Source organism: Streptomyces sp., assembly GCF_035563135.1.
Classification (GTDB): domain Bacteria; phylum Actinomycetota; class Actinomycetes; order Streptomycetales; family Streptomycetaceae; genus Streptomyces.
In genome coordinates, this window is record NZ_DATMVN010000885.1 from 1 (window position 1) to 25,009 (window position 25,009).

24 protein-coding genes and 2 pseudogenes are annotated in these 25,009 nt (G+C 70.2%); 11 read left to right on the top strand and 15 right to left on the bottom strand.

The window, feature by feature from the left end; all coding sequences use genetic code 11:
• The 6 genes and pseudogenes from VN520_RS39105 to VN520_RS39130 all read right to left on the bottom strand — a co-directional run.
• Window positions 1-109: pseudogene (locus VN520_RS39105) on the bottom strand (electron transfer flavoprotein subunit beta); the annotation flags it as partial.
• 530 nt (window positions 110-639) lie between these two features.
• Window positions 640-2,256, bottom strand: coding sequence for a thiamine pyrophosphate-binding protein (locus VN520_RS39110; RefSeq protein WP_325751715.1), 1,617 nt, complete (start codon window positions 2,254-2,256; stop codon window positions 640-642).
• 651 nt (window positions 2,257-2,907) lie between these two features.
• A complete protein-coding gene (locus tag VN520_RS39115; RefSeq protein WP_325751716.1) occupies window positions 2,908-3,468 on the bottom strand; it encodes a hypothetical protein in 561 nt (186 codons plus the stop codon).
• Window position 3,469: 1 nt separating this feature from the next.
• On the bottom strand, window positions 3,470-4,165 hold the full coding sequence (locus VN520_RS39120; RefSeq protein WP_325751717.1) for a protocatechuate 3,4-dioxygenase subunit beta: 696 nt from the start codon (window positions 4,163-4,165) through the stop codon (window positions 3,470-3,472).
• A 623-nt stretch (window positions 4,166-4,788) separates the two neighbouring features.
• A pseudogene (locus tag VN520_RS39515) lies at window positions 4,789-4,878 on the bottom strand (IS5/IS1182 family transposase); the annotation flags it as partial.
• A gap of 50 nt (window positions 4,879-4,928) precedes the next feature.
• Window positions 4,929-5,867 carry a LysR family transcriptional regulator gene (locus tag VN520_RS39130; RefSeq protein ID WP_325751719.1) on the bottom strand — a complete coding sequence of 313 codons (939 nt, stop codon included), beginning with the start codon at window positions 5,865-5,867 and terminating at the stop codon, window positions 4,929-4,931.
• A 103-nt stretch (window positions 5,868-5,970) separates the two neighbouring features.
• Here VN520_RS39130 and VN520_RS39135 point away from each other — a divergent pair, with 103 nt between their 5' ends.
• From VN520_RS39135 to VN520_RS39145, 3 genes are read left to right on the top strand one after another with little or no spacing between them, the layout of a single operon-like run.
• Window positions 5,971-7,161: a cytochrome P450 gene (locus VN520_RS39135; protein WP_325751720.1), complete on the top strand. Its 1,191-nt coding sequence runs from the start codon at window positions 5,971-5,973 to the stop codon at window positions 7,159-7,161.
• An 8-nt stretch (window positions 7,162-7,169) separates the two neighbouring features.
• The gene (locus VN520_RS39140) at window positions 7,170-7,538 is read left to right on the top strand and encodes a 2Fe-2S iron-sulfur cluster-binding protein (protein ID WP_325751721.1); all 369 of its coding nucleotides are present in this window, start codon (window positions 7,170-7,172) and stop codon (window positions 7,536-7,538) included.
• Window positions 7,516-8,757, top strand: a complete 1,242-nt coding sequence (locus VN520_RS39145) for an NAD(P)/FAD-dependent oxidoreductase (protein WP_325751722.1) — start codon at window positions 7,516-7,518, stop codon at window positions 8,755-8,757. The genes VN520_RS39140 and VN520_RS39145 overlap by 23 nt, the downstream gene beginning before the upstream one ends.
• 530 nt (window positions 8,758-9,287) lie before the next feature.
• On the opposite strand, the gene VN520_RS39150 is transcribed toward VN520_RS39145, so the two are convergent.
• From VN520_RS39150 to VN520_RS39180, 7 genes are all read right to left on the bottom strand, one after another.
• Window positions 9,288-9,611 carry a hypothetical protein gene (locus VN520_RS39150; protein ID WP_325751723.1) on the bottom strand — a complete coding sequence of 108 codons (324 nt, stop codon included), beginning with the start codon at window positions 9,609-9,611 and terminating at the stop codon, window positions 9,288-9,290.
• Window positions 9,612-10,081: 470 nt separating this feature from the next.
• Complete coding sequence (locus VN520_RS39155) at window positions 10,082-10,984, bottom strand: alpha/beta hydrolase (RefSeq protein ID WP_325751724.1); 903 nt, start codon at window positions 10,982-10,984, stop codon at window positions 10,082-10,084.
• 93 nt (window positions 10,985-11,077) lie between these two features.
• Window positions 11,078-11,386 carry an antibiotic biosynthesis monooxygenase family protein gene (locus tag VN520_RS39160; protein WP_325751725.1) on the bottom strand — a complete coding sequence of 103 codons (309 nt, stop codon included), beginning with the start codon at window positions 11,384-11,386 and terminating at the stop codon, window positions 11,078-11,080.
• A gap of 120 nt (window positions 11,387-11,506) precedes the next feature.
• Window positions 11,507-12,280, bottom strand: coding sequence for an enoyl-CoA hydratase/isomerase family protein (locus tag VN520_RS39165; RefSeq protein ID WP_325751726.1), 774 nt, complete (start codon window positions 12,278-12,280; stop codon window positions 11,507-11,509).
• Window positions 12,277-12,777, bottom strand: a complete 501-nt coding sequence (locus VN520_RS39170) for a nuclear transport factor 2 family protein (RefSeq protein WP_325751727.1) — start codon at window positions 12,775-12,777, stop codon at window positions 12,277-12,279. Before VN520_RS39170 ends, VN520_RS39165 begins: the two co-directional genes overlap by 4 nt.
• Window positions 12,774-14,234, bottom strand: a complete 1,461-nt coding sequence (locus tag VN520_RS39175) for an aldehyde dehydrogenase family protein (protein WP_325751728.1) — start codon at window positions 14,232-14,234, stop codon at window positions 12,774-12,776. The genes VN520_RS39170 and VN520_RS39175 overlap by 4 nt, the downstream gene beginning before the upstream one ends.
• On the bottom strand, window positions 14,231-15,373 hold the full coding sequence (locus VN520_RS39180) for a 3-hydroxyacyl-CoA dehydrogenase family protein (RefSeq protein ID WP_325751729.1): 1,143 nt from the start codon (window positions 15,371-15,373) through the stop codon (window positions 14,231-14,233). The genes VN520_RS39175 and VN520_RS39180 overlap by 4 nt, the downstream gene beginning before the upstream one ends.
• Before the next feature lie 191 nt (window positions 15,374-15,564).
• On the opposite strand from VN520_RS39180, the gene VN520_RS39185 reads away from it, so the two are divergent.
• The 4 genes from VN520_RS39185 to VN520_RS39200 are packed head-to-tail and all read left to right on the top strand — an operon-like array spanning window position 15,565 to window position 18,280.
• Window positions 15,565-16,401 carry a CoA transferase subunit A gene (locus VN520_RS39185; RefSeq protein WP_325751730.1) on the top strand — a complete coding sequence of 279 codons (837 nt, stop codon included), beginning with the start codon at window positions 15,565-15,567 and terminating at the stop codon, window positions 16,399-16,401.
• Complete coding sequence (locus VN520_RS39190) at window positions 16,398-17,072, top strand: CoA transferase subunit B (protein WP_325751731.1); 675 nt, start codon at window positions 16,398-16,400, stop codon at window positions 17,070-17,072. Before VN520_RS39185 ends, VN520_RS39190 begins: the two co-directional genes overlap by 4 nt.
• Window positions 17,069-17,635 carry a carboxymuconolactone decarboxylase family protein gene (locus VN520_RS39195; protein ID WP_325751732.1) on the top strand — a complete coding sequence of 189 codons (567 nt, stop codon included), beginning with the start codon at window positions 17,069-17,071 and terminating at the stop codon, window positions 17,633-17,635. Before VN520_RS39190 ends, VN520_RS39195 begins: the two co-directional genes overlap by 4 nt.
• 33 nt (window positions 17,636-17,668) lie before the next feature.
• Window positions 17,669-18,280, top strand: a complete 612-nt coding sequence (locus tag VN520_RS39200; RefSeq protein ID WP_325751733.1) for a TetR/AcrR family transcriptional regulator — start codon at window positions 17,669-17,671, stop codon at window positions 18,278-18,280.
• An 81-nt stretch (window positions 18,281-18,361) separates the two neighbouring features.
• Here VN520_RS39200 and VN520_RS39205 read toward each other — a convergent pair whose 3' ends face one another.
• Window positions 18,362-19,615: an NAD(P)/FAD-dependent oxidoreductase gene (locus VN520_RS39205; protein ID WP_325751734.1), complete on the bottom strand. Its 1,254-nt coding sequence runs from the start codon at window positions 19,613-19,615 to the stop codon at window positions 18,362-18,364.
• 332 nt (window positions 19,616-19,947) lie between these two features.
• A complete protein-coding gene (locus VN520_RS39210) occupies window positions 19,948-20,892 on the bottom strand; it encodes a LysR family transcriptional regulator (RefSeq protein WP_325751735.1) in 945 nt (314 codons plus the stop codon).
• 123 nt (window positions 20,893-21,015) lie between these two features.
• Here VN520_RS39210 and VN520_RS39215 point away from each other — a divergent pair, with 123 nt between their 5' ends.
• Genes VN520_RS39215 through VN520_RS39230 form a run of 4 tightly spaced genes read left to right on the top strand, consistent with a single transcriptional unit; the run spans window position 21,016 to window position 24,981 of the window.
• Window positions 21,016-21,996, top strand: a complete 981-nt coding sequence (locus VN520_RS39215; protein ID WP_325751736.1) for a fumarylacetoacetate hydrolase family protein — start codon at window positions 21,016-21,018, stop codon at window positions 21,994-21,996.
• A complete protein-coding gene (locus VN520_RS39220; protein ID WP_325751737.1) occupies window positions 21,996-23,045 on the top strand; it encodes an amidohydrolase family protein in 1,050 nt (349 codons plus the stop codon). Before VN520_RS39215 ends, VN520_RS39220 begins: the two co-directional genes overlap by 1 nt.
• Window positions 23,042-23,980 carry a VOC family protein gene (locus VN520_RS39225; RefSeq protein WP_325751738.1) on the top strand — a complete coding sequence of 313 codons (939 nt, stop codon included), beginning with the start codon at window positions 23,042-23,044 and terminating at the stop codon, window positions 23,978-23,980. The genes VN520_RS39220 and VN520_RS39225 overlap by 4 nt, the downstream gene beginning before the upstream one ends.
• 8 nt (window positions 23,981-23,988) lie before the next feature.
• Window positions 23,989-24,981, top strand: coding sequence for a cyclase family protein (locus tag VN520_RS39230; RefSeq protein ID WP_325751739.1), 993 nt, complete (start codon window positions 23,989-23,991; stop codon window positions 24,979-24,981).
• The last annotated feature ends 28 nt before the right edge of the window (window positions 24,982-25,009 follow it).

Consider the following 25,009-nt stretch of genomic DNA (forward strand, 5'->3'; position numbering starts at 1 on the left):
ACAGCAGACCGTCGACGTCGTCACGGTCCAGGGTCAGGTCATCGGCGAAGTGCCGGTCGCCGGTGGCGTCGGGCACGTACTTCACACAGACAACGATCCTCAAGCTCACGCCGATCTCCTTACTACCGTCACTGTCTGGTCCATCTCGAGCGAAAAGTGTCTGACCAGCGCATCGCGCTGGAGTCTTGTGCCCCTGTGTGACACTCCGGCCGACGTCACGCCTCTCGCGTGCCGTAGCCCGCCGGCCCGCGGCGCAAGGACGCCGCGGAGCTGCCCGGGTGACGCCCCCTGACGACGGACAGTCGCGGGGCGCGTCGTGCCGAGCGGGGCCTGGAAGACATGGAGGAACACAACGCGGTACGGGCACCGGTCAGGTGCCACCGCGGGTACGGGCCGGTAACGCCGGCCCGGCACGTTCTCCGGCGACAGTCTCCTGGCCAAGCAGGTTCGCGGCCGCACCGTCTTTTGGAGCAGAGCGGCAGCTGACTGGCACAATCTGGGCGAGCCTTCCGAGGGCCCGCCACCGGTGGGCGAAGACCGGTCATCAGCCCGGGTGCACGTCGCCGGGTTTCTTCACCGCACCGTGCGTACAAGCCCGGCGCTCCGGGGAAAGCCCCGACGTCTCCGAGCCGTCGCGTGCTACGCGTAGTAGTCGATGGAAGGATCGACCTTGATCTCGAGGAGCAAGGGAAGGTTCTCCGGAGCCCACGTGGACTCGTCGAGCTTGTCGATCTCCTCCAGGGACCGCACCGTCACGGCGTTTCCGCCCAACGCGACCCCCAGGTCCGAGAATTCGGGCCATTGCACCAGGGAGTGGCGTGGATCAGCGTTGAACCCCTGCAGCTTCGAGTACTCGGCACCGTAGGAGCCATCGTTGATGACAACGAGAACCAGCGGCAGTCCGTACCTCACCGAGGTGTTGAACTCCGTCAGACTCATCATCCCTCCGCCGTCTCCCACGAAGGCGAAGGTCACGAGGTCGGGTGCCGCCACGGAGACGCCTGTCGCGCACCCGATCCCCAGGCCGATGGATCCGAAGTTGTGTGTGACCGCGCTGTGCCGGGGGTGGGGCACGTCGATGTACCGCCACACCGACCTCAAGAAACGGCCGGCATCCGTCACGACCGCCCGGTTCGGCGGAAGGCGCTTGCTCAGTCGCAGCATCGCCGACCGCATGTCAACGGTGTCCGGGCCACTCGCATCGACGAAATCATCCGAGGGGACACGGTTCCGAAGCTTTTCAGCCAGGCCGGCGCGGTTTGACGCGAACTCGATCTCTTCCGAAATGAGAACCTGGGTCATGGCCGTGGCAACGGCGGCAGCGTCTCCGCAGAGCCCGACCTCCGCTTGGTGATACCTGTTGAGATGATCGGCGGATCGATCGATGTGCACTACCGGCTTGCCCTCGAAGAGCGATCCGGAATCTGTGGTGTAACTATTGAGACTGGCGCCGAAAGCAATCACGCAATCGGAGTCGAGCACTGCGGTGAGACCGTCCGGGTGAGCAAGGTTCCCGCAGATGCCGAGGTCCAGTTCGTGGCCGGAAAAGAAGCCGCGGGCCGCCACCGTCGTCGCTACCGCGGCCCCGATCAGATCGGCGAACGCGGTGATGGCCTCGTGACCATCCGACTCGACGGCGCCGCGCCCGGCTATCACAAGGGGGCGACGCGCCGAGGAGATCACTCCGAGTGCGGCATCCAGCAGTTCCGGATCAAGGTCTGCCTCAGCCACCGGCGCTTCACGTGGAGCAGCGGCCGTGTCCTCGATCTCCACTCCGTGGAATTCTACGGGGATGTCCAGCACCACAGGGCGCGATTCGGATCGGGCTTGAGCCAATGCGCGCCCCAGCTCGTCGGGAACATCCTGCGCTCGAAGCGGCCTCCTGAAGGCGCTTCCGGTCGGCTCGGTCAGACGTTCCAGATCAATCTTCTGAATATGATTCGGATTCGAACTCGGGGTGCTCGACGTCATGAGCACGAGAGGCGTTCCGGCACGAACGGCTTCCGTGAGCGCCGTAAGAGTGTTCGTGGTTCCCGGGCCATGAGTCACCGTGGCGACGCCGACCGTCCCGGTCGCGCGGGCGTAACCGTCCGCCATGCCCACCGCACCGGCCTCGTGAGTGCTCCCGATGTACCGCCCACCGTGCTCATCGATGTAACTCGCGATGAACTGCATGTTGGCGTCACCCATGAGACCGAACAGGGGCTCGATGCCGTAATGAATAAGGCGCCGAGCCAATGCGTCAAAGGTCTTCACTCGACAGCTCCTATGCATGGAAGTAGGCGTGTCTCAGTCAGCAGGATCCCGACTTTAACCGAACGGTTGAAGCCTGGCAAGGAGATGCCGAGGACGGCTGTAGACGTACCTCATCTCCCGGTGGGTACCGCGGCGGGCGGCCCGACGAGCACCCCGGTCCCAGGTCGAATGCCGCCACGGGGCGTGCGTCCGCCGGTAGTTCACGAGGCAGGTCAACCCCTCGACGGGGCCTCCGAAGACGCGAAGAGCGGCGGAACGCACCAGCGCCTCACCGCCGCCCTCCGGTCCGCGAACGACTCCGCCGGCTTGCCACACAGGAACGCTCCGAACCCTGCGGAGGAATGCGACAAGGGCGCCGTCGAGCTCGTCCGGCCGCTCCCCGGCGAGGGTGTGGCCTCCGTCCGGCACACTCACGCACCTGGCCGTTCGGCAGCCATGTCAGATGCTCGGCTGCGGGCGGTGGCCTGCCGGATGCGCCAGCTCGGCAGCTCGGCAGCTCGGCCCGAACTCGGGGAACCAAGACGGCAGTTCCGCACATCTCCCTCGTTCAGGCTCCGGGGAGGACCAGGAGGACGACCGGCCCCGGCCCGCCGGTGTCGCAGCAGGCGAGTTCGCCGTTCGGGATCGTGACGACGCCGTACGTTCCGGTCATCACGGCTCCTCACCCACTGATTCCACGTCACCCTGGAGTCCGGGCCAGCCGAGGAAGGTGCTCTCGGACTCACCGGACAGGTGGATGTCGAACTCATAGCCGTCGTCGGTGGCGCGAGCAAGCATCGTGGTGCGCTGCTGCGACGACAGCTGCGCGAGCAGCTCGTCGGTGTCGTTCGCCTCGTCCGGGAAGTAGAGACACGTCACTGCCGGACGCATCATCGCCCCGGTGGTGATCAGCAGCGTCAAGTGCGGCGCACGACCGGACAGAGCCTTCGGCTTCACGGTGGTGACCGAGTACGCGCCGTCCGGGCCGGTGAAGGACCTCGTCAAGCCCTCCGGCTGGTTGGTCTCGATCATCGTCCCCGGGGCCGGATGGCCCAGTCCGTCGAGCACGCGTCCGGTGACGGTGAACGGGGTGCGGTCGTCCTCGGGCTCCACTGCCGAACACAGCGGCATGCCCAGCGTGAAGTACGGGCCGAGGATGGTGCGCGGGGTGCGGACGAGCTGGTCGGTCCCGGAGGGCGCGACGCGGTTCCCGTCATCTGCAGTCGTGGTCATCTCAATGCTCCGCAGGGGTCGCGTTGATGCCGCCGAGGACGATGTCGAAGCGGTAGGCGAGGGCGATCTCGGGGATGCAGGCCTCCCAGTCGAGCCGGGAAACGAGCCGCTGGCGTGCCTTCTCGTCGGGGATGGTGGTGACGATCGGATCGCTGCTGATGAGGGGATCGCCGGGGAAGAGCATCTGCGTGACGTGACGCTCGGACAGGCCCCGGCCGGTGAGGGAGAAGTGGAGGTGCTGGGCGCGCCATGCCTCCCGGTGTTTCGTCCAGGGGTAGGCGCCCGGCTTGATGGTCTTGAACGTGTACGCGCCGTCGGCATCGGTGCGTGTGCGCCCCGCGCCCGTGAAGTTGGGGTCGAGCGGCTTCGGGGTCCGGTCGTGGTCGTGCACGTACTTGCCCGCGGCGTTGGCCTGCCAGATCTCGACGAGCATGTCACGCGCGGGACGTCCCCAGCTGTCGGTGACCCGGCCGTGGACGATGATCTGCTCGCCCATCGGCACACCGTCGTGCTGCGACAGGAGATCGTTGTCGCCGGCGCCGACCTCACCGTAGCCGTAGACCGGCGCCGAAGCGTCGATCAGCCGGGAAGGGACGATGACCAGTGGCTTCCTGGGGACCCAGAACTCGGCTGCGTGCCGAAAGGCCGGTGTCGCGAACTTGTCTTCGATGTGAGTGTTCCAAGGTTCGGTGTACACGCGCTCGCGCGCTCCTTTCTGCTCCGCCGGATCGGCGGGAGGAGGCCGCCGACGGCAGCTGCCGAAGACGGAATATGTGGGCGGGCCGATGACCGTGTCAAGGGAAGTGGGCCGGTCCGAGTCAGGTGTGGTGGTCCGCAGGCGTCAGCCGTGGCCCTCGCCTTCAGCGGGAAGACGCCGACGCCCTGCTCTGCCGACGGCGCCCGGTCGCCTCGGCCGATGACCACGGCGCTACGCCAGCTTCGAACAGGTGGGCTGGAACCGGAGAAGGCCAACGCCGTGTCCGGACGTGAGGCTCAACCTCCCCGGTGTCCTCCAAGGAACCAGTCAGCGGGACGGCTCGGACCGCCGCGCTTCTCTCGGTCGGTCATGCCCGGATGGTAAGCGCGGTCATGCCCAGATGCTAGATGTTTCGTACAAATAGTTGCTGACGGTCGGCAGGGTGGCTTGATCACGTCGGAGACCTCCGGGGCAGGCGTGTCCGGCGTCCCCGCGTCCAACCGGAAGTTCCTGTGCCTCATGCCGACGTCCGCACAGATGACTACAGCCGCAAGGTGCTCGTCGCCCGTTTCCTGTTCTGGCGTCAATCCGAATCACACGGTGAGCAGTTGGGGGTCAACTCTCTTTATCCGGCCGATCGCGTGCTCGACGCGGGCGTGACCCGTGCGGTGTGCGGCGTCGTCCTCCTCGCCCCTCAGCAGGGGGCGTCCGGACGTCGTGCGGCTCGGAGTGGAACCGGCGGCTGAGCGGTCCGGCACGAGGCCTACACGCTCCATGCAGAGCGCACATCGGCGGTGTCGAGTGCCTCGGCCGTGAGATCGATCAGCGCCGAGGCCCGGGAGGAGGGCTGCACTTCTGCCGACCACGCGACGACGACGATCTCTCGGAGGTCGACGTCATCGATCGGGCGTACGGCGAGGGGGAGCCCTTCGTAGGTGTGGTCGCCATGGGGACGCAGGACCTGCAGGCTGAACCCGAGGCCGCGCCCCACGAGCGAGCGGGTGACCTCGAAGCTGTTGCTTCTGAAGCCCACGTGGGGAGTGGCGCCGATCGACTCGTACATCGCGTGGGCGTGCTCGACCGACGCGGGCGTGTCCACCAGCAGGAGGGGCTCGTGGACGAGGTCACGGAGGGCGACGCTCGACCGCGCGGCCAGGGGGTGGTCCGCGGGCAGTATCGCGTGCACGGTCACTTCGAACACTTCACGCCGCGGCACGCTTCGCGGGAGGTGGCGACCGAGGACCACTGCCAGGTCGATCTCCGTGCCGAGCCGGCCGATCAGATCGTCCTGGCTGCCGAGCACCAGGTCGATGACCACCCCTGGGTGCCGGATTCGGCACGCGTCGACCACCGGAGGGGCCAGCGACGGCGCGAGGCCGGCCATGACCCCTACTCGGACGACCCCTGTGAGACGGCTGTGCTGGGCGGCCAGATCACCGTGCAGGTCTTCGGCGGCGTCCAGCAGGGTCCGCGCGCGGTCGAGGGCGTCACGGCCGTGTGTGGTCAGCTCCACGCCTCGGGCGCGGCGCCGGATACACAGCCGGAGGCCGAGTGCCCGCTCGAGATCGGTCAGGTTCGAGGAGACGGATGTCTCGGACATGCCCAGTGCGCCCGATGCCCCACTGATCGAGCCGGACTCGGCCACCGCGACGAAGACCGCGAGCTGGCGCAGGGTGAAGCGGCGGTGGTCGTCGAAGCCCATCATTCCTCCGAAATCCCGGGGATTCAGAGCACGATATCGCTCTTTACCGCTGGAAACGGAGTCGTCCATGCTGTGGCACACGAACTGACGAGGAGGTCAGGACATGCCGGTGAACACAGTGCCGACCGCAGACTGGGTGACCCTGGAGCAGTTGGCCGAGGACCCCTACCCCGTCTATGACCGGCTTCGGGCGGTAGGGCCGGTGACGTGGGCTCCACAGCTCGGCCGGTTCCTCCTCACCGGGCTCGACGACTGCCGTTTCGTCGAAGCCAACGAGGACCTGTTCGAGATCGAGCAGGAGGACAGCCCCCTGAAACGGGCCATGGGCGAAGTGATGCTCAGCAAGAACGAACCCGAGCACGGCGTGGAGCGAGCAGCCATCAACCCGGCCCTACGGCCCAAAGTCATCGCCGAGGTGTGGCGCGCACACTTCGAGGCCCATGCGAGGCAGGTCCTGGAGCGGTTCCGCGGGCTCGGCCCCGGCGCCGACATCAATGCCGACTTCGCGCTCCCCTACGCCGCGATGAACCTGGGGGTGGTGGTGGGCCTGCCGGACGTGCCGTGGACCGACGTGCAGCGCTGGTCGCTCGCGTTCATCGCCGCGGTGGCGAACGTCCAGGAGGACCCGCGGGTTTCCGAGGCCAACCGCATCGCCAACGCCGAGGCGGACGCCGCGATCGACCGGCGCATGGCCGAACTGGCCGGCTCGGCGGACCCTTCCATGATTTCCGTCATGCTCCGCGCGGGCCTGCCGCCGGACCTCGTTCGCGCCAACGCCAAGCTGGCCATCTCCGGCGGGGTCAACGAGCCGCAGCACGTGCTCACCTCTGGTGTACACGCGCTGTCCCAGCATCCTGACCAACTGGCCGCCGTACGCGCCGGCGAGTACACCTACACCCAGGTCTTCGACGAGGTGGTGCGCTGGATGCCGCCGATCCACACGCTGATGCGCCGGGCGCGCGTGGACGTCGAACTGAACGGTGTCACGATGCCCGCGGGGTCGCTGGTGTGGATCCTGCTCGGCGCGGCCAACCGCGACCCCCGTCACTTCGAACAGCCTGATCGGTTCGTGGTGTCCCGCCCGCGCAGACCTCACCTCGCCTTCGGTTCCGGACCCCATATCTGCGCGGGCAGTTGGGCCGCCCGGAGCTCGATAGCGGAGGTCGCGTGGCCCTTGTTGTACGACGGGCTTCCCGGCCTGACACCCGTCGACGACGATGCGCGCTTCCACGGATTCTTCTTCCGTGGACTGCCCGGCCTGCCCGTGACATGGGAAACCGAGAACACCAAGTGAGGAACGACGTGACCGAGAGCAACCAGCAGGAGCGCATCGTCCATCAGGCCGACGCGGGCAGCGTCGTGTACGTGAGCGCGGGGACCGCCCCCAGGGCCGTGTCCGTGACACAGCCGACCACCGCGATGCGGCTGGCCGTCGAACACGGTGTCCCCGGCATCATCGGCGAGTGCGGCGGACAGGCGATGTGCGGTACGTGCCACGTGAAGGTCCACGACGAGTACCTCGGCGGTCTGCCGGCTCCGAACGAGGAGGAACTCGACATCCTCGACGTCGTGATCACCGACCGCGACCCGGTGCGCAGCCGCCTGGCCTGCCAGCTTCCCGTGACTCCTGAAACGAGCCTGATCGTCGATGTCCCTGACACCCAGTACTGAGCCGCATCCGGCGTCGGTCGTGATCGTCGGTGCCGGCCACGCCGGCATGGAGTTGGCCGGCCGGCTGCGCGAGCAGGGCTTCACGGGCCGCGTGGACCTGCTGGACCAGGACTCCGACACACCGTACGAGCGTCCCCCGCTGACGAAGGAGTTCCTGACCGGCCCGCAGGTCCCCCACAGTCCTCTGCGTCGCCCGGCCTGGTTCGACGAACACCGGATCACGCTGCACCGGCACGGCGTGGCAGCGATCGATCGTGAGGGCCGCAGCGTGAAGCTCGACAGCGGCAGGACGCTGTCGTACGACGTGCTCGTCCTCGCCACCGGCGCCGAGCCGCGCGAGCTGCCGGTGGCCGGCGGCCGGGAGCTGCAGACCTTCCGCACCAGCGCCGACGCGGCCGCGGTCCGCGACCGGCTGGTACCTGGCAGCCGGCTGACTGTGGTGGGGGCCGGTTTCCTGGGGCTGGAGCTGGCAGCGGCCGCGAGAGGCCGCGACGTCGCGGTGAGCGTGCTGACCAATGAGTCCCGGCCGCTGGGGCGACTGGCCCCCGACGTCTCGGCCGCCGTGGGCCGGATCATGCGCGAACTCGACGTCGACCTGCTCTGCGAGGCCAGGCTCGTGTCGGTGACGCGACGGGGCGGGATCACGTCCGTCGCCGTCGAGGGGCGCCCTGACGTGACAAGCGATCTGGCCGTGGCCAGTATCGGCGTCTCACCGAGGATCGAGCTCGCGGCCCGGTGCGGGCTGGCGGTGAACGACGGCATCGAGACCGACCAGTGGTTGCGCACCAGCGATACGGCGATCCACGCCCTCGGCGACTGCGCGAGCATCCCTGACCCCGAGGTTCCCGGCGGCAGAATCAGAATCGAGTCGGTCCCCCACGCCCAGCAACAGGCCCGCTACCTCGCCGACCGGATCACCGGGAGGACCGGCGACCCGTTTGCCATGCAGCCATGGTTCTGGAGCCACTGGGGCACGCACCGGCTCAACATCGCGGGCTTCAGCCGCGCGGACGACCACCTGGTCGTTCGCGGCGACCCCTCCGGCACCGCGTTCAGTGTGTTCCGTTTCCGTCCGGACGGCCGGCTGGGAGCGGTGGAGTCGCTCAACCGGAACCGCGAACACCTCATAACACGCCGCCTGTTGGCATCGGGACGCACCGTCGCCCCCGAACACGCCGCCGATCTTCACCTCGACCTCGCCGACGCGCTGCGCGGCTGACCGTTCGGCACCAGGCCCGTCATCAGCGACGGGCCCCGCTCACCGCCAGGTCGCGGCGCTCAGGGCTTCGCCACGATGCGGTTCGCGACGCCGGCGTCCGTCGATCTCCGTGACGGCGCCGAACGCCACCTTGTGACCGGGTCGGCGCTTCCGGCATCGTTCGCCGACAGCATGCCTCCATCATCCACTCGGTTGCCGGGCGGACCGCTGCTCTGCTGCGTCATCCACGCGTTGCGGTCCTTCTTCGTGGGCTCCGTGGTCGGTGTCGACGAAGCGGCGGTGTCCCGGCCCGGCAACTCGCGACGACGACCTGGTTGCGACCACCTGCTCCGGCGCCCCGTCCGGACATCGCCGTGCCTGTGCGGCAGCCGGTGGCTCGTTTCACGGTCTCCCCGACGCGTTCCCGGCCGGTCGCGGCGATCCTGACGACGTGCGGGGGTCATCGGGCCGCCTCGATGACCCCCGCATCGTCGCCTCGGTCGGTTCGGCGAACTTGCCCGATGACCGACCGGAGCCTCCACGTCATGCCGTCAGGTGGTGTCGAGGCCGGTGAGCACACGGGCCTCGGCCTCCCTGACCGTTTCCGCGGAGGTTCGGCGGCTCATACGGCTCCCGGCCCAGCCGAGCAGGAGAGTGGCCGGCAGAGCGACGATCCCGATGTGCCGCAGCGGGAACCACTGGAAGTCCAGGTCGGCGAAGAGAGCCGTCGGATCGCCCGAGACCGTGGGGCTCGACAGCTGGCGCACGGTGCAGCAGATCAGCCCGCCGTGGACCATCCACAGCAGGACGGTGCGGTGGAAACTCTTCCAGAACAGGCTGTAGGCCACGGCGGGAAGGATCACCGATGCGGCCACCGTGATGGCGTACGTGGCGAGGAACAGGATGCTCCAACTACTGACCCTGCGTACCGAACGGCACCGCCGTGCCGCGGAGATCCACCAGGACCGCGCGCGGCGGCTCGGTCACCCGCGTCTCCGCCGTCACGAAGGCCGATCCACGCCCTGCGCGACGACTGGGCGGCAGCCGGCCACCGCGCCGCCGAGACCGCCGCGGACCTCCCTCACTACGAGGTCATGTGCTGGTATCGGTCTGTCTGGCCCGCGCGCAGGTCGCCGAGGCGCGAGGGGACTACGAGGAGGCCGCCGCCAGTCGGGGCGTCGCTCCGCTCAAGCTCGGCTGGGAGCGGCCCGCGGCAGGCCCACCGCCCCGCGGGGCCCGGCACGCGGCTGTGGCGTTGTCCAGGCAGGGGTGCGTCGGTGCGGGCCGTGATGTGTCCTCGACGGTGACGCCGGGGGCGGCCTCGACGACTGACGTAGCCCTGTGCTCAGCGGCGCTGGTCGGAGAAGACAGTCCGCAACGACCGGGCCATGAGCTCGATGGCCTCCTTGGCCGCGTCCGCCGGGCCATGGTGGGTGAAGACGTGATCGACGCCCTCCATGACCCGGTGGGTCACAGGCACTCCCGCAGCGGCCAGCGCCTGTGCGAAGTCGTCGGCCTCGTCGCGCAGCGAGTCGAGTTCGGCAGTGATGACGAGGGCGGGTGCGAGTCCTTCGAGGTCGTCGGCGAGGACCGGGGAGGCGAGCGGGTCCAGGCGATCGGCTGGGCGGGGCACGTAGACGTTGGTGAACATCGCGGCACTGCGGGCGCTGATCACGGGTTTGCCGGTGCGGGCCCGCTTCGTGGCGGGGTCCTTGGCCAGGTCCGTCGCGGGATAGTCGAGGATCTGGAGGAGCGGTGCGAACGTGCCGTGGTCCCGGGCCTGGCGGGCGACGCCTGCGGCGAGGTTTCCACCCGCGCTGTGCCCGCCGACGGCCAGCCGGCTCCCGTCCCAGCCCTGCTCGGCAGAATGGGCGACGAGCCACTGCCACACCCCGTACGCCTGTCGCGGGGCGGTGGGAAAGGGGCGCTGGGGAGCGGTGGCGTAGTCGGCGTTCACGACCACGCAGCCGGCGTTCGCCGCCAGGTAACGGCAGATGTGATCGTCCTGCTCGGGGTGGCGGAGGACGAAACCGCCGCCGTGGAGGTTCAGGAGGACCGGAGGCGGCTGGGTTCCGGGCTCCGGCCGGGGCTCGTAGACGGTGCAGGGCACGGAGCCCGATTCGGTGGGGACGGTGAGCGTACGCGTGTGTCCGGGCAGGTCGGTGAACCGGAGCTCGGGGATGGGGCCTGCGAACCGGCCTGCGACAAGCTGCATGGCGCGAGCGATCAGGTTGTGCGTGACGGACATGGCGGTCACTCCAGGGAGGGGAAGGTACGGAGGCCCGCGGTCCTGCGGGCGCACGATCGCCGCCCCGGACCACGACCCGGTCGTCACTGCAGGTCACGTGGGCAGATCGGTTTCCCATGGGTTTTCATAGTGCGTGACGCCGGGGGACGCGGCAAAGTATTCGGCCACCGCTCCGCGCCACTGTGCGAAGAGTTCGGATTCGCGGAACTCGACGGTATGGGCCTCGATGGTCTCCCAGCCGACCAGAAGCAGGTAGGTACTCGGTTTCTCCACCTGCCGGACCAGCCGCGCCCACCGGTAGCCGGGCGCCTTGGCGATCACTCGGTGGCCGCGGGTGAACGCCTCCTCGAAGGCTGCCTCCCGGCCCGGGGTGATGGTGAGTTCGGCGTGCTCGATGACCATGTGAGCTGCTCCTGCTGCGCGAAGGCGGTGGCGGTGCGGATGGGGGAGGTCGTCGGCCGGGGAGGGCCCCCGCGAGCGGAGGCCTCCCCGGCCGGTTACCGACTGTAGCCGTGGCGTGCTTCAGCGGGCGGTGGTGAAGCGTGGGGCGCGCTTCTCGGTGAAGGCCGTCAGCCCTTCGGCGTGCTCAGGGCTGCGGGCGGCGACTCCTTGCGCATCCGCCTCGGCCGCGATCACCTCGGCGACCGGGGCGTGCGAGGCCAGGCGGAAGACCCGCTTGGTGAAGGCCAGCGCGGTGGCGGGCCCGGCCGCGAGTGCCTCGGCACGGGCCTGTGCCTCCTTCTCCAGCTCTTCGGCCGGGACGACGGCGTTGACCAGGCCCAGCCCGTGCGCCTCGACCGCGCTCAAGGACCTCCCGCTCGCGGCGAGTTCGAAAGCCCGGGCATGACCGAGGGCGCCCACCAGGACGCTGGAGACGCCGGTGTCGGGAACGAGTCCGACCTTGGCGAAGGCGCATGCGAAGCTCGCCTTCTCGGCGACGACCACGAGGTCGCAGACCAGGGCCAGCCCCATGCCCGCGCCCACTGCCGGACCGTTGACCGCCGCGATGACCGGCGTGTCCATGGTGGTGATGACGGTGACGAGTGGGTTGTACGTGTCCCGGACGGTGGCCTGCGCGTCGTCCAGTTCGTGGCGGGCGGCGAGGTCCTGGCCGACGCAGAAGGCGCGGCCCGCGCCCGTGAGGACGACACAGCGGACGTCCGGGTCGTCCTCGGCCCGGAGCAGTGCTGCCAGCAGGGCTCGGCGGGTCGGCTCGTCCAGGGCGTTGAGCCGGTCGGGGCGGTCGAGGACGATCCACTCGACGGGTCCCTTGCGGGTCGTGGTGACCGTGTTCATCGCCGGGCCTCCTCGGCAGCCGGGCCGGGGTGCAGCGAACTGTGCTCGGCACCGTGGCGGGAGTACGCGCGGTCCGCGTACGGAAAACCGTCCAGCTCCGTGTCCTGGCCGGTCTCCTGGCGGTAGTACGAGCGGATCTCGGTGATCCGTCCGTCCTCGCCGAACGTGAACCACTCCGCACCCCGGGTGGTCACGCGTCGCCCGGTCTGCGGCGGGGTCCAGAACATCGTCCACTCGATGACGGCTTCGGCGTCTTTGTCGAGGATGTGGTCCACGATCCAGACGGCGTCGATCATCCGGTGCACCTTGCGCCAGTAGCGCGCCAGGTGCTCACCGCCGCGCACGGCCGCCGAGCCGGGGTTGGGGGTGAGGAAGAAGTGGACGACGTCGTCGGCGAGGGTGGCGCACATCAAGTCGACGTCACCGGTGCTGCATCCGTCGTAGTAACGGCTGATCGTGAGCAGGTGGCCGGTGGCCGCCGGTGCGGGCGTGGTCATCGCTGGATCGCCTTCGTCTCGGTGAACTCGTCGATGCCGTGCGTGCCGAACTCCCGGCCGAGCCCGGACTTCTTGTAGCCGCCGAAGGGGGCGGCCGGGTTGAAGGCCGCGCCGTTGATGTCGACCTGGCCGGTGCGGATGCGTCGGGCGACAGCCAGGGCCCGGCCCTCGTCACCGCTCCACACACCGCCGGCCAGGCCGTACGGGCTGTCGTTCGCGATGGCCACGGCCTCGTCCTCGCTGTCGAAGGGGATCACGACGAGCACCGGGCCGAAGATCTCCTCCTGGGCGATCCGGGAGGAGGGATCGACATCGGCGAAGATCGTCGGGCGCACGTAGAAGCCCTGGTCGAGACCGTCCGGCGTCTCCGCCCCTCCGAGGACGAGCTTGGCGCCCTCGGTCTCGCCCAGCCGGATGCAGTCGCGTACGGCCGCCTGCTGCTGGGCGGAGGCGAGCGGGCCGAGCCGGGTGGCCGGGTCCAGGGGATGGCCGAGGGTGAGGCGCTCGGCCGCGGCCCGGGCCAGTTCGACGACCTCGTCCTGCTTCTCACGGGGTACCAGCATGCGGGTCCACGCGGAGCAGGTCTGGCCGGAGTTGAGGAAGGCGTTGTTCACGCCCGTCTTGACGGCGCGGCCCAGGTCCGCGTCCTCGAGGATGACGTTGGCGGACTTGCCGCCCAGTTCGAGCGAGACGCGTGTGATGTTCGCGGCGGCGGTGCGCATGACCTGCGCGCCGGCCGCGGTGGATCCGGTGAAGGAGACGACGTCCACGCCGGGGTGCCCGGCGATCGCCTCACCGACCTCGGAGCCAGGCCCGGACACCAGGTTGAACAGCCCGGCGGGAAGCCCCAGCCGCGCCGACACCTCGGCGAAGACGTCGGCGAACGCGAACGCGGACAGCGGGGCCACCCCGGCCGGCTTGGCGACGATCGCGCAGCCCGCCGCGAGGGCGCCGCCGACCTTGGCGATCAGCTGGTGCAGCGGGTAGTTCCACGGCGTGATCGCACCGACCACGCCCGCCGCCTCCCGGACGACGAGCGAATGGCCCACCTGGTGCTCCCACGCGTAGGAGGAGACCGTGTCCGCGAAGGAGTTCAGCACCGCACAGGGCAGTCCGACCTGGACCCGCTGGGAGATCTTCAGCGGGGTGCCGACCTCCAGGCTGATCACCTGCGCGATCGCGTCCTGCCGCTCGGTGAGGCCCGCGCTCAGGGCGCGCAGCGCGTCGGCGCGTTCGGCCGTCGAGGAGGAAGCCCAGGCGTCGGCGGCCGTGCGGGCCGCCGGGACCGCGGTGTCCACGTCGGCGGCCGTGCCTCGGGGGACGGTGCCGAGCCCGGTGCCGTCCGCGGCGTTGACCACGACGTCTGTGGCCTCACCGGCCGGGTGGCGCCAGTCTCCCCCGATGTAGAGGGCGTTGCGCTCGGTCAGGGACGGATCGGGGGTGGGGCGGGTGCTCATGCCGTGCTCCGGGAGGAAGGGGTGGTGTGGTCGTGGAATCCGGTGCCGCTCTTACGGCCGAGGCGTCCCTCGGCGACCAGTCTCAGCAGGCCGTCGGCGGGTTCGAGGCGTGGGTCACCCGATGCCTCGTACAGCATCGACTGGGCGGCGGCGGTGACATCGGTGCCGATGAGGTCGATGAGCTCGAAGGGGCCCATGGGGTGTCCGAGGGCCCGGCGCATCAGCGCGTCGGCCTCGGCGACCGTGAAGGCGCCGGAGTCGAGGGCCCGTACGGCGTCGTTCAGGTAGGGGATCAGCAGACGGTTGACGACGAACCCGCGCTCGTCCCCGCAGCGCACCGGCACCTTACCGATGCGACGCACCCAGGCGCAGGCCGTGTCCAGGACGGTCGTGTCCTGTCCGGCGCCGACGACCTCCACCAGCTTCATCGCCTTGGCGGGGTTGAAGAAGTGCAGCGCGATGACGGTCCGCCGCTCGGGGAGGTCCGCGCGGATCTCACCGACGGTGAGGGACGAGGTGTTGGTGGCCAGGACGGTGGCGGCGGGCAGCGCCTCGTCCAGCCGGGCCAGCAGTTCCTTCTTGGTGTCGCGGTGTTCGGCGACGGCTTCGATGACGTGCCCACAGCCGGCCAGGTCGTCGGGCCGCGTGGTCGTTCCGAGGAGGGAGAGGGCGCCGTCCCGGTCGGACGCGGCGAGCCGGCTCTTGGCGACGGCCGCGTCCATGCTCCTGGTGACGGCCGCGACCAGCCGGTCCGCCGAGCCGCGTGAACGGGCCAGTACGACGGTGGGAACGCCCGCGCGCACCATGGCCTCCGTGATCCCCGATGCCATGGTCCCGGTACCGGCGATACCCACGGGGTGGGTCCAGACGCCGGCCTCGTGTCCCTCCTCCGTCCGGTCGCCGCCGGTGTTCCCGGCCGGCGGTTCGGCGAGGTCGTGGCGGGCGCGTACCTCGGGGGCCAGGCCGCGGAGGAAGGCGAGCGGGCCGATGGGGTGGCCCGCCCCGAGCCGCATGGCGGTGTCGATGTCGGCGGACGAGGCGAGGCCCGAGCGGGCCATGGCGGTCGCGTCTGAGAGAAGTCCGCGCACCAGGTTCAGGGCGGCGGCGGGCACCTCATGGGATGCCGAATCCTGGCTCATATCATCTACCTTCCAGACGGTAGATAACGTAGAGTGCACCACGCCGCAGTGTCAACAGCCCGCCATCGGGTCACGGCGGTGCGCCGGGGGCCGCGCCGGACCGCCCGCGCCAGGGGGCCGCCCCCCCCAGAACCGTGCTGATGAACCACAACCTCCGACAACCGTTCAGGAACCGGAAGGACGGATGGGTCATGCCAGTGGATCCCCTCCAGGACATATCACCCGTGACAGGCGACACCACCTTGGGCAAAGTGGTCACCGACCCCGTGGCGGCCGTCGCCGACATCCCCGACGGGGCCACCCTCGCGGTCGGCGGCTTCGGATCGTGCGGCATCCCCAGCCTGCTGATCGACGCACTCGGCACGGCCGGCCCGAGCGGGCTGCACGTGGTGTCCAACAACTGCGGCGTCGACGGCTGGGGCCTCGGTCTCCTGCTGGAAGCAGGGCAGATCGACCGGGTCACCGCGTCGTACGTCGGGGACAACAAGGAGTTCGCCCGCCGCTACCTGTCGGGTGAGCTGGAGGTGGAGCTCATCCCGCAGGGGACGCTCGCCGAGCGGCTGCGCGCCGCCGGCTCGGGCATCCCCGCCTTCTTCACGCCCGCGGGCGTGGGCACGCAGATCGCCGAGGGCGGTCTGCCGTGGCGCTACGCGTCCGACGGTTCCGTCGCGCTGGCCTCACCACCCCGCCGCACAGAGGTCTTCGACGGCCGGACGTACGTCCTGGAGCGCGCCACGCAGGCGGATTTCGGCCTCGTACGCGCCTGGAAGGGCGACGCGGACGGCAACCTCGTCTTCCGTCGCGCCGCCCGCAACTTCAACCCGCTGTGCGCCATGGCCGGCCGCGTCACCGTGGCCGAGGTCGAGGAGCTGTACGCGCCCGGCGAACTCGACCCCGACGAGGTGCACCTCCCCGGCATCTTCGTCCAGCGCGTCGTGCCGGTCGGACCGGACGGCCCCGGGACGGAGAAGCGCATCGAGAAGCTGACCGAACGCCGGCCCGCCGCACAGGAGGAGACGGCCCGATGAGCCTCACCCGTGAACAGATCGCCCGGCGCGCCGCCCTGGAGCTGCGGACCGGCCAGTACGTCAACCTGGGCATCGGCCTGCCCACGCTCGTCCCCGGGCTGCTCCCGCCGGGGGTCCGTGTCCGGCTGCACAGTGAGAACGGGATCCTCGGCACCGGCGACTACCCACTGCCGGGAGAGGCCGACCCGGATCTGATCAACGCGGGGAAGGAGACCGTCACGGTGCTTCCCGGAGCCTCCTTCTTCGACTCCGCGACCTCCTTCGCCATGATCCGCGGCGGCCACGTCGATGTCGCCGTGCTGGGGGCCATGCAGGTCTCGGCGGACGGGGACCTGGCGAGCTGGGCCGTCCCCGGGGCGATGGTCAAGGGCATGGGCGGGGCGATGGACCTCGTGCACGGTGCCCGGCGGGTGATCGTGGCCATGGAACACCTCACCCGCAAGGGCGAGCCCAAGATCCTCGACCGCTGCACCCTGCCGCTCACCGGCGCGGCCGTCGTGCACCGGGTGATCACCGACCTGGCCGTGTTCGACGTCACCGGCGAGGGGCTGGTGCTGCGCGAGACCGCTCCGGGCGTCACCGCTGCGGACGTCCGGGAGAGGACCGCCTGCGCGGTGCGGGTCCCGGCCGGTGTGACGGAGATGGATCTGACACGGGTGGCCGCCGCATGACCGGACGCCTGCCCGACACCCTTCCGGACGATCCGGAGATTCGCCGGCTGTTGGACCCCTACCGTCTCCCCGACGGGCGCCCGCTCCCTCTCTTCGAAGCCGTGGCCCACAGCCGCGCCGCGCTGGACGATCTGCGCCGGGCCACCGCCGCCTGCCTCGGCGCCCCCGTGCTCGACGCGCGCACCCGGGAGATCGCCGTGCTGCGGGTGTGCGCCCGGGCCGGAGCCGAGACGGAATGGGGCATCCATGTGCGCATGTTCGCCGCCGAAGCCGGTCTCGATGAAGCCGAGATCCAGGCGACGACGGAACCACGGGAGATCTTCCCGTGGGCGGCGCACGACGCCCTGGTGATCCGGCTCGCCGACGAGATCCACGACGGTTCCACGGTCTCCGACGCGTTGTGGGCGGCCCTGTCCGAGGTGTACACGGCACAGCAGATCGTGGAACTGCTGCTCGTCGTCACGCAGTACCACAAGGTGGCCTGCCTGACGAACGCCCTGGGCCTGCGGCCGCTCGACGGGCTGCCACGCCCCTCCCCCGCAGCGGCACGTGGCATAGATTGAGCGGGCAGACGACGGAAAAACGGGAGTTCACTGGTGGCGGACGCACGGAGCGACGGCACGCGCATGCCGGGCGAGCAGCGCAAGGCGCAGATCATGAAGGTCGCGGCCGGGTTGTTCGACACACGGGGCTACCAGGAGACGTCCATGGAGGCCATCGCCCAGCAGGTCGGCATCCGCAAGCCGTCGCTGTACTACTACTTCCCCAGCAAGGACGCGCTCCTGGTGCAGATGCACCAGGAGATGATCGACCTGATCGTCGAAGCGCAGCAGCGCCGCCTCGACGAGGGTGCGCTCGACCCGCGCGGCCTGCTGCTGGCGATCATGACGGATCTGGTGTCCCTGATGGAGACCCACCCCGGCCACCTGCGCGTGTTCTTCGAGCACTACCGCGAGCTGCCGGAGCCGGTCCGCAAAGAGGTCGCCGGCAAGCGTGACCGGTACGAGGGCATGCTGCTGGACGTCCTTGAACGGGGCATGGCCGCAGGGCAGTTCCGCATCGCCGACCCCCGCCTGACCACGATGGCGATCCTGGGCATGTGCAACTGGGCCTACCAGTGGTTCCGGCCGGGCGGCGGACGCTCGGCGGCCGAGGTGGCCCGGTACTTCCACGACACGCTGCTCGGCGGCATCGACGCCGGCGCATGACGTCCGCCCGGCCGCGCGTCCCTCGCGGGAGGCGGCCGGGCAGTGGTGCCGGGCAGGACCGGTCCGTTCTCCGGTCCCGGGTCAGCCCGCGTGCTTGCGGGTGCCGGAGAGCTTGTCGAACTCCGCCTCCGCGCGGTCGATCTCGTCGATCTGCTTGAGGATCTCCCCCGGTGTCCCCTCACCGACCACCTTCTGCAGCAGCGGCGTGCGGTCGAGGATCGCGTCCCGGACCGGTCGCAGCGGCTTCGGCGCGTGGTGGAAGACCTGACCGAGGACGTAGGCGGTCTGCGACTGCCGGGCGGTGTGCGGCTTGCGCGGCGTCTCGAAGTCCTGCAGCGCCCGGCGCACCTGCGCGTGGTCGCTCAGGTCCACACCGGCCAGTCGGCGGCCGAGGAAGTAGCCGTCCTCGGTGGCCATCCCGGCTCCGTACGCGGCGTAGGGGGAGGTGGGGTGTGCGGCGTCCCCCACGAGAGTGGCGCGGCCCTTGGACCACTGCTTGATCGGCTTGCGGTCGCGGATGGGCCAGTGCTGCACATGGGACGGGTCGGTGGCGGCCACCAGTTCCGGAACCGGCGACTTGAAGCGGCGGGCCAGCTCCGTGGCACGGGCGTGGAGGTCACCGGTGTACTCCTCGCGCGCGTCGTGGGCTTCCAGCAGCCACCACTGCCGGCCGGAGCGTCCGTGGTGCCGGATCTCCGTCACGCTCGCCTGCACCGACCGGTCGTGGGCGATCAGGCACAGGCCGGGCTCGGCGGGGATGTCGTCGTCGTCGAGGAGGAAGCCGCCGAAGATGTGCAGGTTGTGCTGCCGGAGCGGGCTCTCACCCCACAGCGTGCTCCGGACCAGTGAGTTGATGCCGTCCGCCCCGACGACGACGTCGGCCTCGTGGGTGCTTCCGTCGGCGAAGTGCAGCCGGACGCCGGACTCGTCCTGTTCCACGCGCCGTACGGCGTGGTCCGTGCGCAGGACGCCCTCGGGCAGTGCGGCCAGCAGCCGTTCGTACAGCTCGGGGCGGAGCAGGCCGATGAAGCCGCCGCCGTAGTCGCGGATGATGTCCTCGGGCAGGTTCACGACCACGCGCTGCCGTCCACGGACGTTGCGGAACACCGTTTTGCAGGGTGCACCGAGGTCATCGGTGTCGACGCCCATCAGCCCGAGTGCCTTGATGGGCGCCGGCCAGAGATTGAGGATGTTGCCGGCCGGCCGGGCCTGCGGGTAACGCTCGAAGAGGGCGACCTCGTGGCCGGCCTGGTGGACGGACAGGGCTGTGGCCATGCCCGCCGGGCCGGCGCCTATGACGGCGACGCGGCCCGGCTTGACGGTGCGGGTGCTCATGGTGGGTCCCTCCGTGATGCGCGACAGGGGGCGTCGGCTCGGTGATGTGGGTGGCCCTCGGACCGAAGAGTCGGAAGCGGGCGGCCCGGCAGGACGGCACTCACCCTGCTGAGTGCAGCCCGGTCGCCTTCATGCAGAGGCGGAGACCGCCTCGTACCGGGTGACCAAAGCGTAGTTTGCACTACGGTATCGCGAGCATTGGTCACCAGCCCAGGTGATGTCAACGGGCCCGAGCGATGTTTCCCCGATGGGTTCCCGGAGGGCGTATGCCACCCCGGCTCGACGGCGGGGCGGCCGGGAGCACCGCTCCGGACGGTCCCCGCCCTCCGTGATCACAGAGGAGGCAGTGCCGCCGCCGTGTCGGAGAGCAGGCTCAGGAGCCACCGGTGCCCGGGGTCCAGTTGCCGTCGGGGGTGCCACCATGCAGCCTGGCTGAGGGCCGGCATCTTCGTCGGCAGTGCGACGCTGCGCAGCGGCACGTCCGGCGCGGCGAGCAGATCACGCTGGTGGACCAGGGCCAGCAGGTCGCCGCCCACCACCAGCCGGCAGAGCGCGGTGAAGCTCTGCACGGTCACGGTGCCGCGTCGTTCGAGACCGAGGGCGGCCAGATGGGCGTCGGCCGGAGACGCCTGGGGGGACGGGCCGTAGGGGACGACCCAGTGGCTCTCCCGCACGTCCCGGGCGGTCAGGACGTCCGGGACGGTAGCGTTCTCCGCCCAGGCCACGCACACCCAGCGGTCCGTGTAGAGATCCTCGTTGGGCAGGTCCGACAGCAGGCCCCGGGCCATGACCAGCACGTCGATGTCGCTGAGGGCCAGCAGCGGATCGCCCAGCATGCTGCGGCTGACCGGCCGGAAGTCGATGCCCGCACCCGGCGCGGCTCGGTGCAGGGAGGCGACCAGGGGTGCGCCCAGCGCGGTGAGGACGGAGTCGGAGCACTGCACCGTGAAGCGGCGGGTGGTGGTCGCCGGATCGAATCGGGGCTGGGCGGTGAGCAGGCGTGAGAGCTGCTCCACCGTCTCCCCCAGCTCCGCCCGCAGCCCCTGGGCGAGCGGGGTCAGCTCGTAGTGACTGCCGGTCCGCTCCAGGAGCTGGTCGTCGAAGTGCCGCCGCAGCCGGGCGAGCGCGGCGCTGGTGGCCGGCTGGCTGAGCCCGACCCGTTCCCCGGCCCGGGTCACATTGCGTTCCTGGAGCAGTGCGTGCAGCACGACGATCAAGTTCAGATCGAGCGCGGGAAGCTCCAACGTGCCCTCCGTAGGCGGTCGTTCAGCGGCCATCGGCTCCATGGATGGCTCACCATACGGATCATTTGTTGGCCTGCCGACAGGGCCGGCCCGCATGCTGCTGTTCACGTCGACGTTACATGGCGTCGGCCGAACAGCCTGCGAAGGAGCACGTGCATGGTGTCCTCGATCGACCACGCCGGACCATGGGCGCTCGGCAGCTTCTCCCGGGCGGGGCGGTCCCCGTTCCCGGGGCTGCTGTGCCGCGACCGGGTTCTCGATCTCGCCGCCGAGGAGAAGGCCGGCCGGCCCGCGTCCGTCCTGGCCCTGATGGAGGACTGGGACACCGTCCGGCCCGTGCTGGAGTCCCTCGCGGCAGACCCGGACCGGGAGCGGTGGACCCCGCTGGACGGGCTCCAGGTCGCGGCCCCGGTCGTGCCCCGGCAGATCTTCCAGGCCGGTGCCAACTACCGCACGCACGTCATCGATCTCGCGGTCAAGCACCACGACCCGTCCGACGGGCGCACCCCGGAACAAGTGCGCGCGGACGCCGTGGACCAGATGGACCAGCGACTGGAGCATCCGCCGTACGTGTTCACCGGTCTGCCGAGCGCCATCTGCGGGGCGTACGACGACGTCGTCCTGCCCGCGTACGGCAAGCAGCCGGACTGGGAACTGGAGCTGGCGGCCGTCATCGGCCGGCCGGCCCGCGACCTGGACCCTTCCCAGGCTCTGGACGCGGTGGCGGGCTGGGTGATCGTCAACGACCTGACCCTGCGGGAACTCGTCCTGCGCCGCGACATGCCCGAGCTCGGTGCCGACTGGATGGCGAGCAAGAACGCGCCCACCTTCCTGCCGGTCGGTCCGGTGATCGTGCCCCGCTCGGCAGCCCCCGACCCGGCCGACTTCCAGCTGACGCTCAAGCTGAACGGTGAGGTCATGCAGGACGAGTCCGCCAAGGACATGATCTTCGACGTGGCGCGCATCGTCGCCCACTGCTCGAAGATGGCCACCCTCCTCCCCGGCGACCTGGTGCTCACCGGCAGCCCGGCCGGCAACGGCCTGGTCCACGGCCGGCTGCTGCGCCCCGACGACGTCATGGACGCGACCATCACCGGCCTCGGTGCCCAGCGCAGCCGCTGCGTGGCGGCGGCGTGATGTCCGTGCAGCCGCCGGCCGTACCCAGCGTCGATCTGCACGCCCACCTCGGTGTGCCGGCCGTCGACGCGCTGATCGAGAACGAACCCGGGCTGGCCCGGCAGCGCGAGACCGATGCCGCCGCCCAGGGACCCGCGTCCATGGCCGCCAACATCGAGCAGATCGGAGCGCTGGGCCCGCGCCTGACCGGCCTGGACCTGCGCCTGGCGGCGATGGACACGGGCGGAGTGGACATCCAGGCGGTCAGCGCCGTCCCCCTGCCCCACGCCTGGGCCGGGCGGGACCTCGCCGAGCGGATCGCGGCCCTGTCCAACGAGGCGGTGGCCGAGTTCTGCGCCCGGCGCCCGGACCGGCTCGTCCCGATCGGCACCGTGGCGCTCCAGTACCCCGACCTGGCCGTCGGACAGCTCCGGGAAGCCGTCACGTCCTTCGGTGTGCGCGGGGTGCAGATCTCCACCGCCGCGGCCCCGGGCGTGGAACTGGACGACCCGAGCCTTGCCGAGTTCTGGCAGGCCGCCGAGGAACTGGGCGCCGCGGTCCTCATCCATCCCTGGGGCTGCACGCTCGGCGCACGGCTCAACGCCTACTACCTGTTCAACACCGTCGGCAACCCCGTCGAGACCGCACTCGCCCTCTCTCGCATCGCCTTCTCCGGGCTGCTCGAACGGCACCCCGGTCTGCGGATCTGGGCGGCTCACGGTGGCGGTTACCTCCCCTCCTACATCGTCCGCGCCGACCATGCCTGGCACGTCCGGCCCGACGCGCGCACCACCGCCGAACCGCCCAGCGCCCAGCTGCGCCGCATGTGGGTCGACTCCCTCGTCTACGAACCGCACCAACTGCGCCACCTCGTCGACGTCATGGGCCCCACCCAGGTGACCCTGGGCAGCGACTACCCCTTCGACATGGGCGTCGACAACCCCGTCGAGCGACTGCTCGCCGCCGGCTTCGACACCGCTACCGTCTCCGCCGTGCGCGGCGGCAACGCACAACGGCTGCTGGGCCCCCTGCCCGGCTTCCCGTCCGTACCCACCGGAGGTGTCCGATGAAGGAACGCCTGATCACCCATCTGCGCCACGTCGACCTCGCGGTGCCCGACTTCGACAAGCAGCGCGAGTTCTACACCACCCTGTGGGGACTCACCCCTGTCGCCGACGACGACGGCGTCTGTTTCCTGGCCGCCGAGGGCTCCCCGGAGCAGTACATCGTGCGGCTGCGCCGCGACAAGGAGAAGCGGCTCGACCTGATCGCCTACGGCGCCGAGGACCGGGCCTCCGTCGACGCGCTGGCGGCACGCCTGGGGCACGACGGTGTCCAGCTGGTGCACGAACCGCGCGAGCTGCGGACGGCCGGCGGCGGTTACGGCTTCCGTTTCTTCGACGTCGACGGCCGGACCATCGAGGTCAGTTCCGGCGTCGCGGAGCGCAAGCACCGCAGGATCGAGGAGCGCGAGGCGATCCCCGTGCGCATCTCCCACGTCGTGGTCAACTCCGCGGACCCGGAGGTCACTCGCGCCTGGTACGAGAAGCACCTCGACTTCGACCTGTCGGACGCGCTGACCCTGCCGCACATGGGCGCCCTCATGTACTTCATGCGCTGCAACCCCCAGCACCACAGCATGGCCATCGCCCGCGGTCCGCACACCTCCCTGCACCACATCTCGTTCGAGATGCGGGGCCTGGACGAGTACATGCGCGGCTCCGGCCGGCTGCTGCGGGCGGGCGTGCACAAGGTGTGGGGCCCGGGACGTCACGCGGCGGGTGACAACACCTTCTCGTACTTCCTCGACCCGCACGGCAACACCATCGAGTACACCACCGAGCTGGAGCTGCTCGACGAGGACATCTGGCACCCCAGCCAGTACGACGTGTCCAAGCCGGAGAACCAGGATCAGTGGGGCACCGCCAACCCCTTCAGCGAGCTGGTGGCCAAGGAGTCCCAGAACGACGTCGACCGCGGCTGCTTCGTCGCACCCCCCGTGTGAGGCCGGCCATGAACGTTCTCGACGAGTACGGGACCGACCCGGAGGCCGCCATCGCCACGGCAGCGGCCCGTTACAGCAACTGGAACCGCTGGGGCGAGGACGACGCCCTGGGCACCGTCAACTTCCTGCACGATGAGGCGCGTTCCGCCGCCGCGGCGCTCGTCCGGCGAGGCACGTCCTTCTCCCTGTCACTCCCCCTGGACGCGAACGGCCCGCAGAACGGCTGGAAGCGCCGGGTCAACCCGGTGCACACCATGATGTCGACGGGGCAGGACACCGCCGAGCAGATGGGCACCCCGCACGGCCTCACCGCCGCTGACGACGCGGTGTTCATGCCGCTCCAGTGCGGAACCCAGTGGGACGGTCTCGGCCACGTCTTCGATCACGGCATCGGCTGGAACGGCCGCAAGGGAGCGGAGACCGTCACGAGCGAGGGCGACTCCGCAACCGGCATCGAGCACCTGGCGGCTCCCCTGGTGGGGCGCGGGGTCCTGCTCGACGTCGGCCGGGCGCTCGGCGGGCCGGACGGAGAGCTGGACGACGGTCACGCCATCACCACCGACGACCTGCGTGCCACGGTGGAGCGGCAGGGTCCGACCTCGGAGATCCGCCGGGGCGACATCGTGCTGGTGCGCACCGGTCAGCTCGCCCGCGTGCGACGGGCGCTGTCGCGCGGCGAGGGCTGGGGCACCTACGCGGGCGGACCCGCGCCGGGCCTGTCCTTCGGCACCGCGGGCTGGCTGCACGGTTCCGAGATCGCTGCGATCGCCACCGACACCTGGGGGTTCGAGGTCCGCCCCAACGAGTTCCCCGGTTCGTTCCAGCCGCTGCACCAGGTCGCCCTGCCGCACATCGGCCTGCTCGTCGGTGAGATGTGGGACCCGGAGGTGCTGGCGGAGGACTGCGCCGGCGACGGCGTGTACGAGTTCCTGCTCGCCGCCCAGCCCCTGCCCTTCACCGGTGCGGTCGGCTCCCCGGTGAACCCCATTGCCGTCAAATGACCATCACCGGAGCGGTCGCGCCGTGCGA

What these genes read in the sequence shown, in the direction of transcription:
- VN520_RS39115 (WP_325751716.1), bottom strand. Translation starts at nt 3,468, where the DNA reads ATGACCACGACTGCAGATGACGGGAACCGCGTCGCGCCCTCCGGGACC.
- VN520_RS39130 (WP_325751719.1), bottom strand. Translation starts at nt 5,867, where the DNA reads ATGGGCTTCGACGACCACCGCCGCTTCACCCTGCGCCAGCTCGCGGTC.
- VN520_RS39135 (WP_325751720.1), top strand. Translation starts at nt 5,971, where the DNA reads ATGCCGGTGAACACAGTGCCGACCGCAGACTGGGTGACCCTGGAGCAG.
- VN520_RS39145 (WP_325751722.1), top strand. Translation starts at nt 7,516, where the DNA reads ATGTCCCTGACACCCAGTACTGAGCCGCATCCGGCGTCGGTCGTGATC.
- VN520_RS39155 (WP_325751724.1), bottom strand. Translation starts at nt 10,984, where the DNA reads ATGTCCGTCACGCACAACCTGATCGCTCGCGCCATGCAGCTTGTCGCA.
- VN520_RS39160 (WP_325751725.1), bottom strand. Translation starts at nt 11,386, where the DNA reads ATGGTCATCGAGCACGCCGAACTCACCATCACCCCGGGCCGGGAGGCA.
- VN520_RS39165 (WP_325751726.1), bottom strand. Translation starts at nt 12,280, where the DNA reads ATGAACACGGTCACCACGACCCGCAAGGGACCCGTCGAGTGGATCGTC.
- VN520_RS39170 (WP_325751727.1), bottom strand. Translation starts at nt 12,777, where the DNA reads ATGACCACGCCCGCACCGGCGGCCACCGGCCACCTGCTCACGATCAGC.
- VN520_RS39175 (WP_325751728.1), bottom strand. Translation starts at nt 14,234, where the DNA reads ATGAGCACCCGCCCCACCCCCGATCCGTCCCTGACCGAGCGCAACGCC.
- VN520_RS39180 (WP_325751729.1), bottom strand. Translation starts at nt 15,373, where the DNA reads ATGAGCCAGGATTCGGCATCCCATGAGGTGCCCGCCGCCGCCCTGAAC.
- VN520_RS39185 (WP_325751730.1), top strand. Translation starts at nt 15,565, where the DNA reads ATGCCAGTGGATCCCCTCCAGGACATATCACCCGTGACAGGCGACACC.
- VN520_RS39190 (WP_325751731.1), top strand. Translation starts at nt 16,398, where the DNA reads ATGAGCCTCACCCGTGAACAGATCGCCCGGCGCGCCGCCCTGGAGCTG.
- VN520_RS39195 (WP_325751732.1), top strand. Translation starts at nt 17,069, where the DNA reads ATGACCGGACGCCTGCCCGACACCCTTCCGGACGATCCGGAGATTCGC.
- VN520_RS39205 (WP_325751734.1), bottom strand. Translation starts at nt 19,615, where the DNA reads ATGAGCACCCGCACCGTCAAGCCGGGCCGCGTCGCCGTCATAGGCGCC.
- VN520_RS39210 (WP_325751735.1), bottom strand. Translation starts at nt 20,892, where the DNA reads ATGGCCGCTGAACGACCGCCTACGGAGGGCACGTTGGAGCTTCCCGCG.
- VN520_RS39215 (WP_325751736.1), top strand. Translation starts at nt 21,016, where the DNA reads ATGGTGTCCTCGATCGACCACGCCGGACCATGGGCGCTCGGCAGCTTC.
- VN520_RS39220 (WP_325751737.1), top strand. Translation starts at nt 21,996, where the DNA reads ATGTCCGTGCAGCCGCCGGCCGTACCCAGCGTCGATCTGCACGCCCAC.
- VN520_RS39225 (WP_325751738.1), top strand. Translation starts at nt 23,042, where the DNA reads ATGAAGGAACGCCTGATCACCCATCTGCGCCACGTCGACCTCGCGGTG.
- VN520_RS39230 (WP_325751739.1), top strand. Translation starts at nt 23,989, where the DNA reads ATGAACGTTCTCGACGAGTACGGGACCGACCCGGAGGCCGCCATCGCC.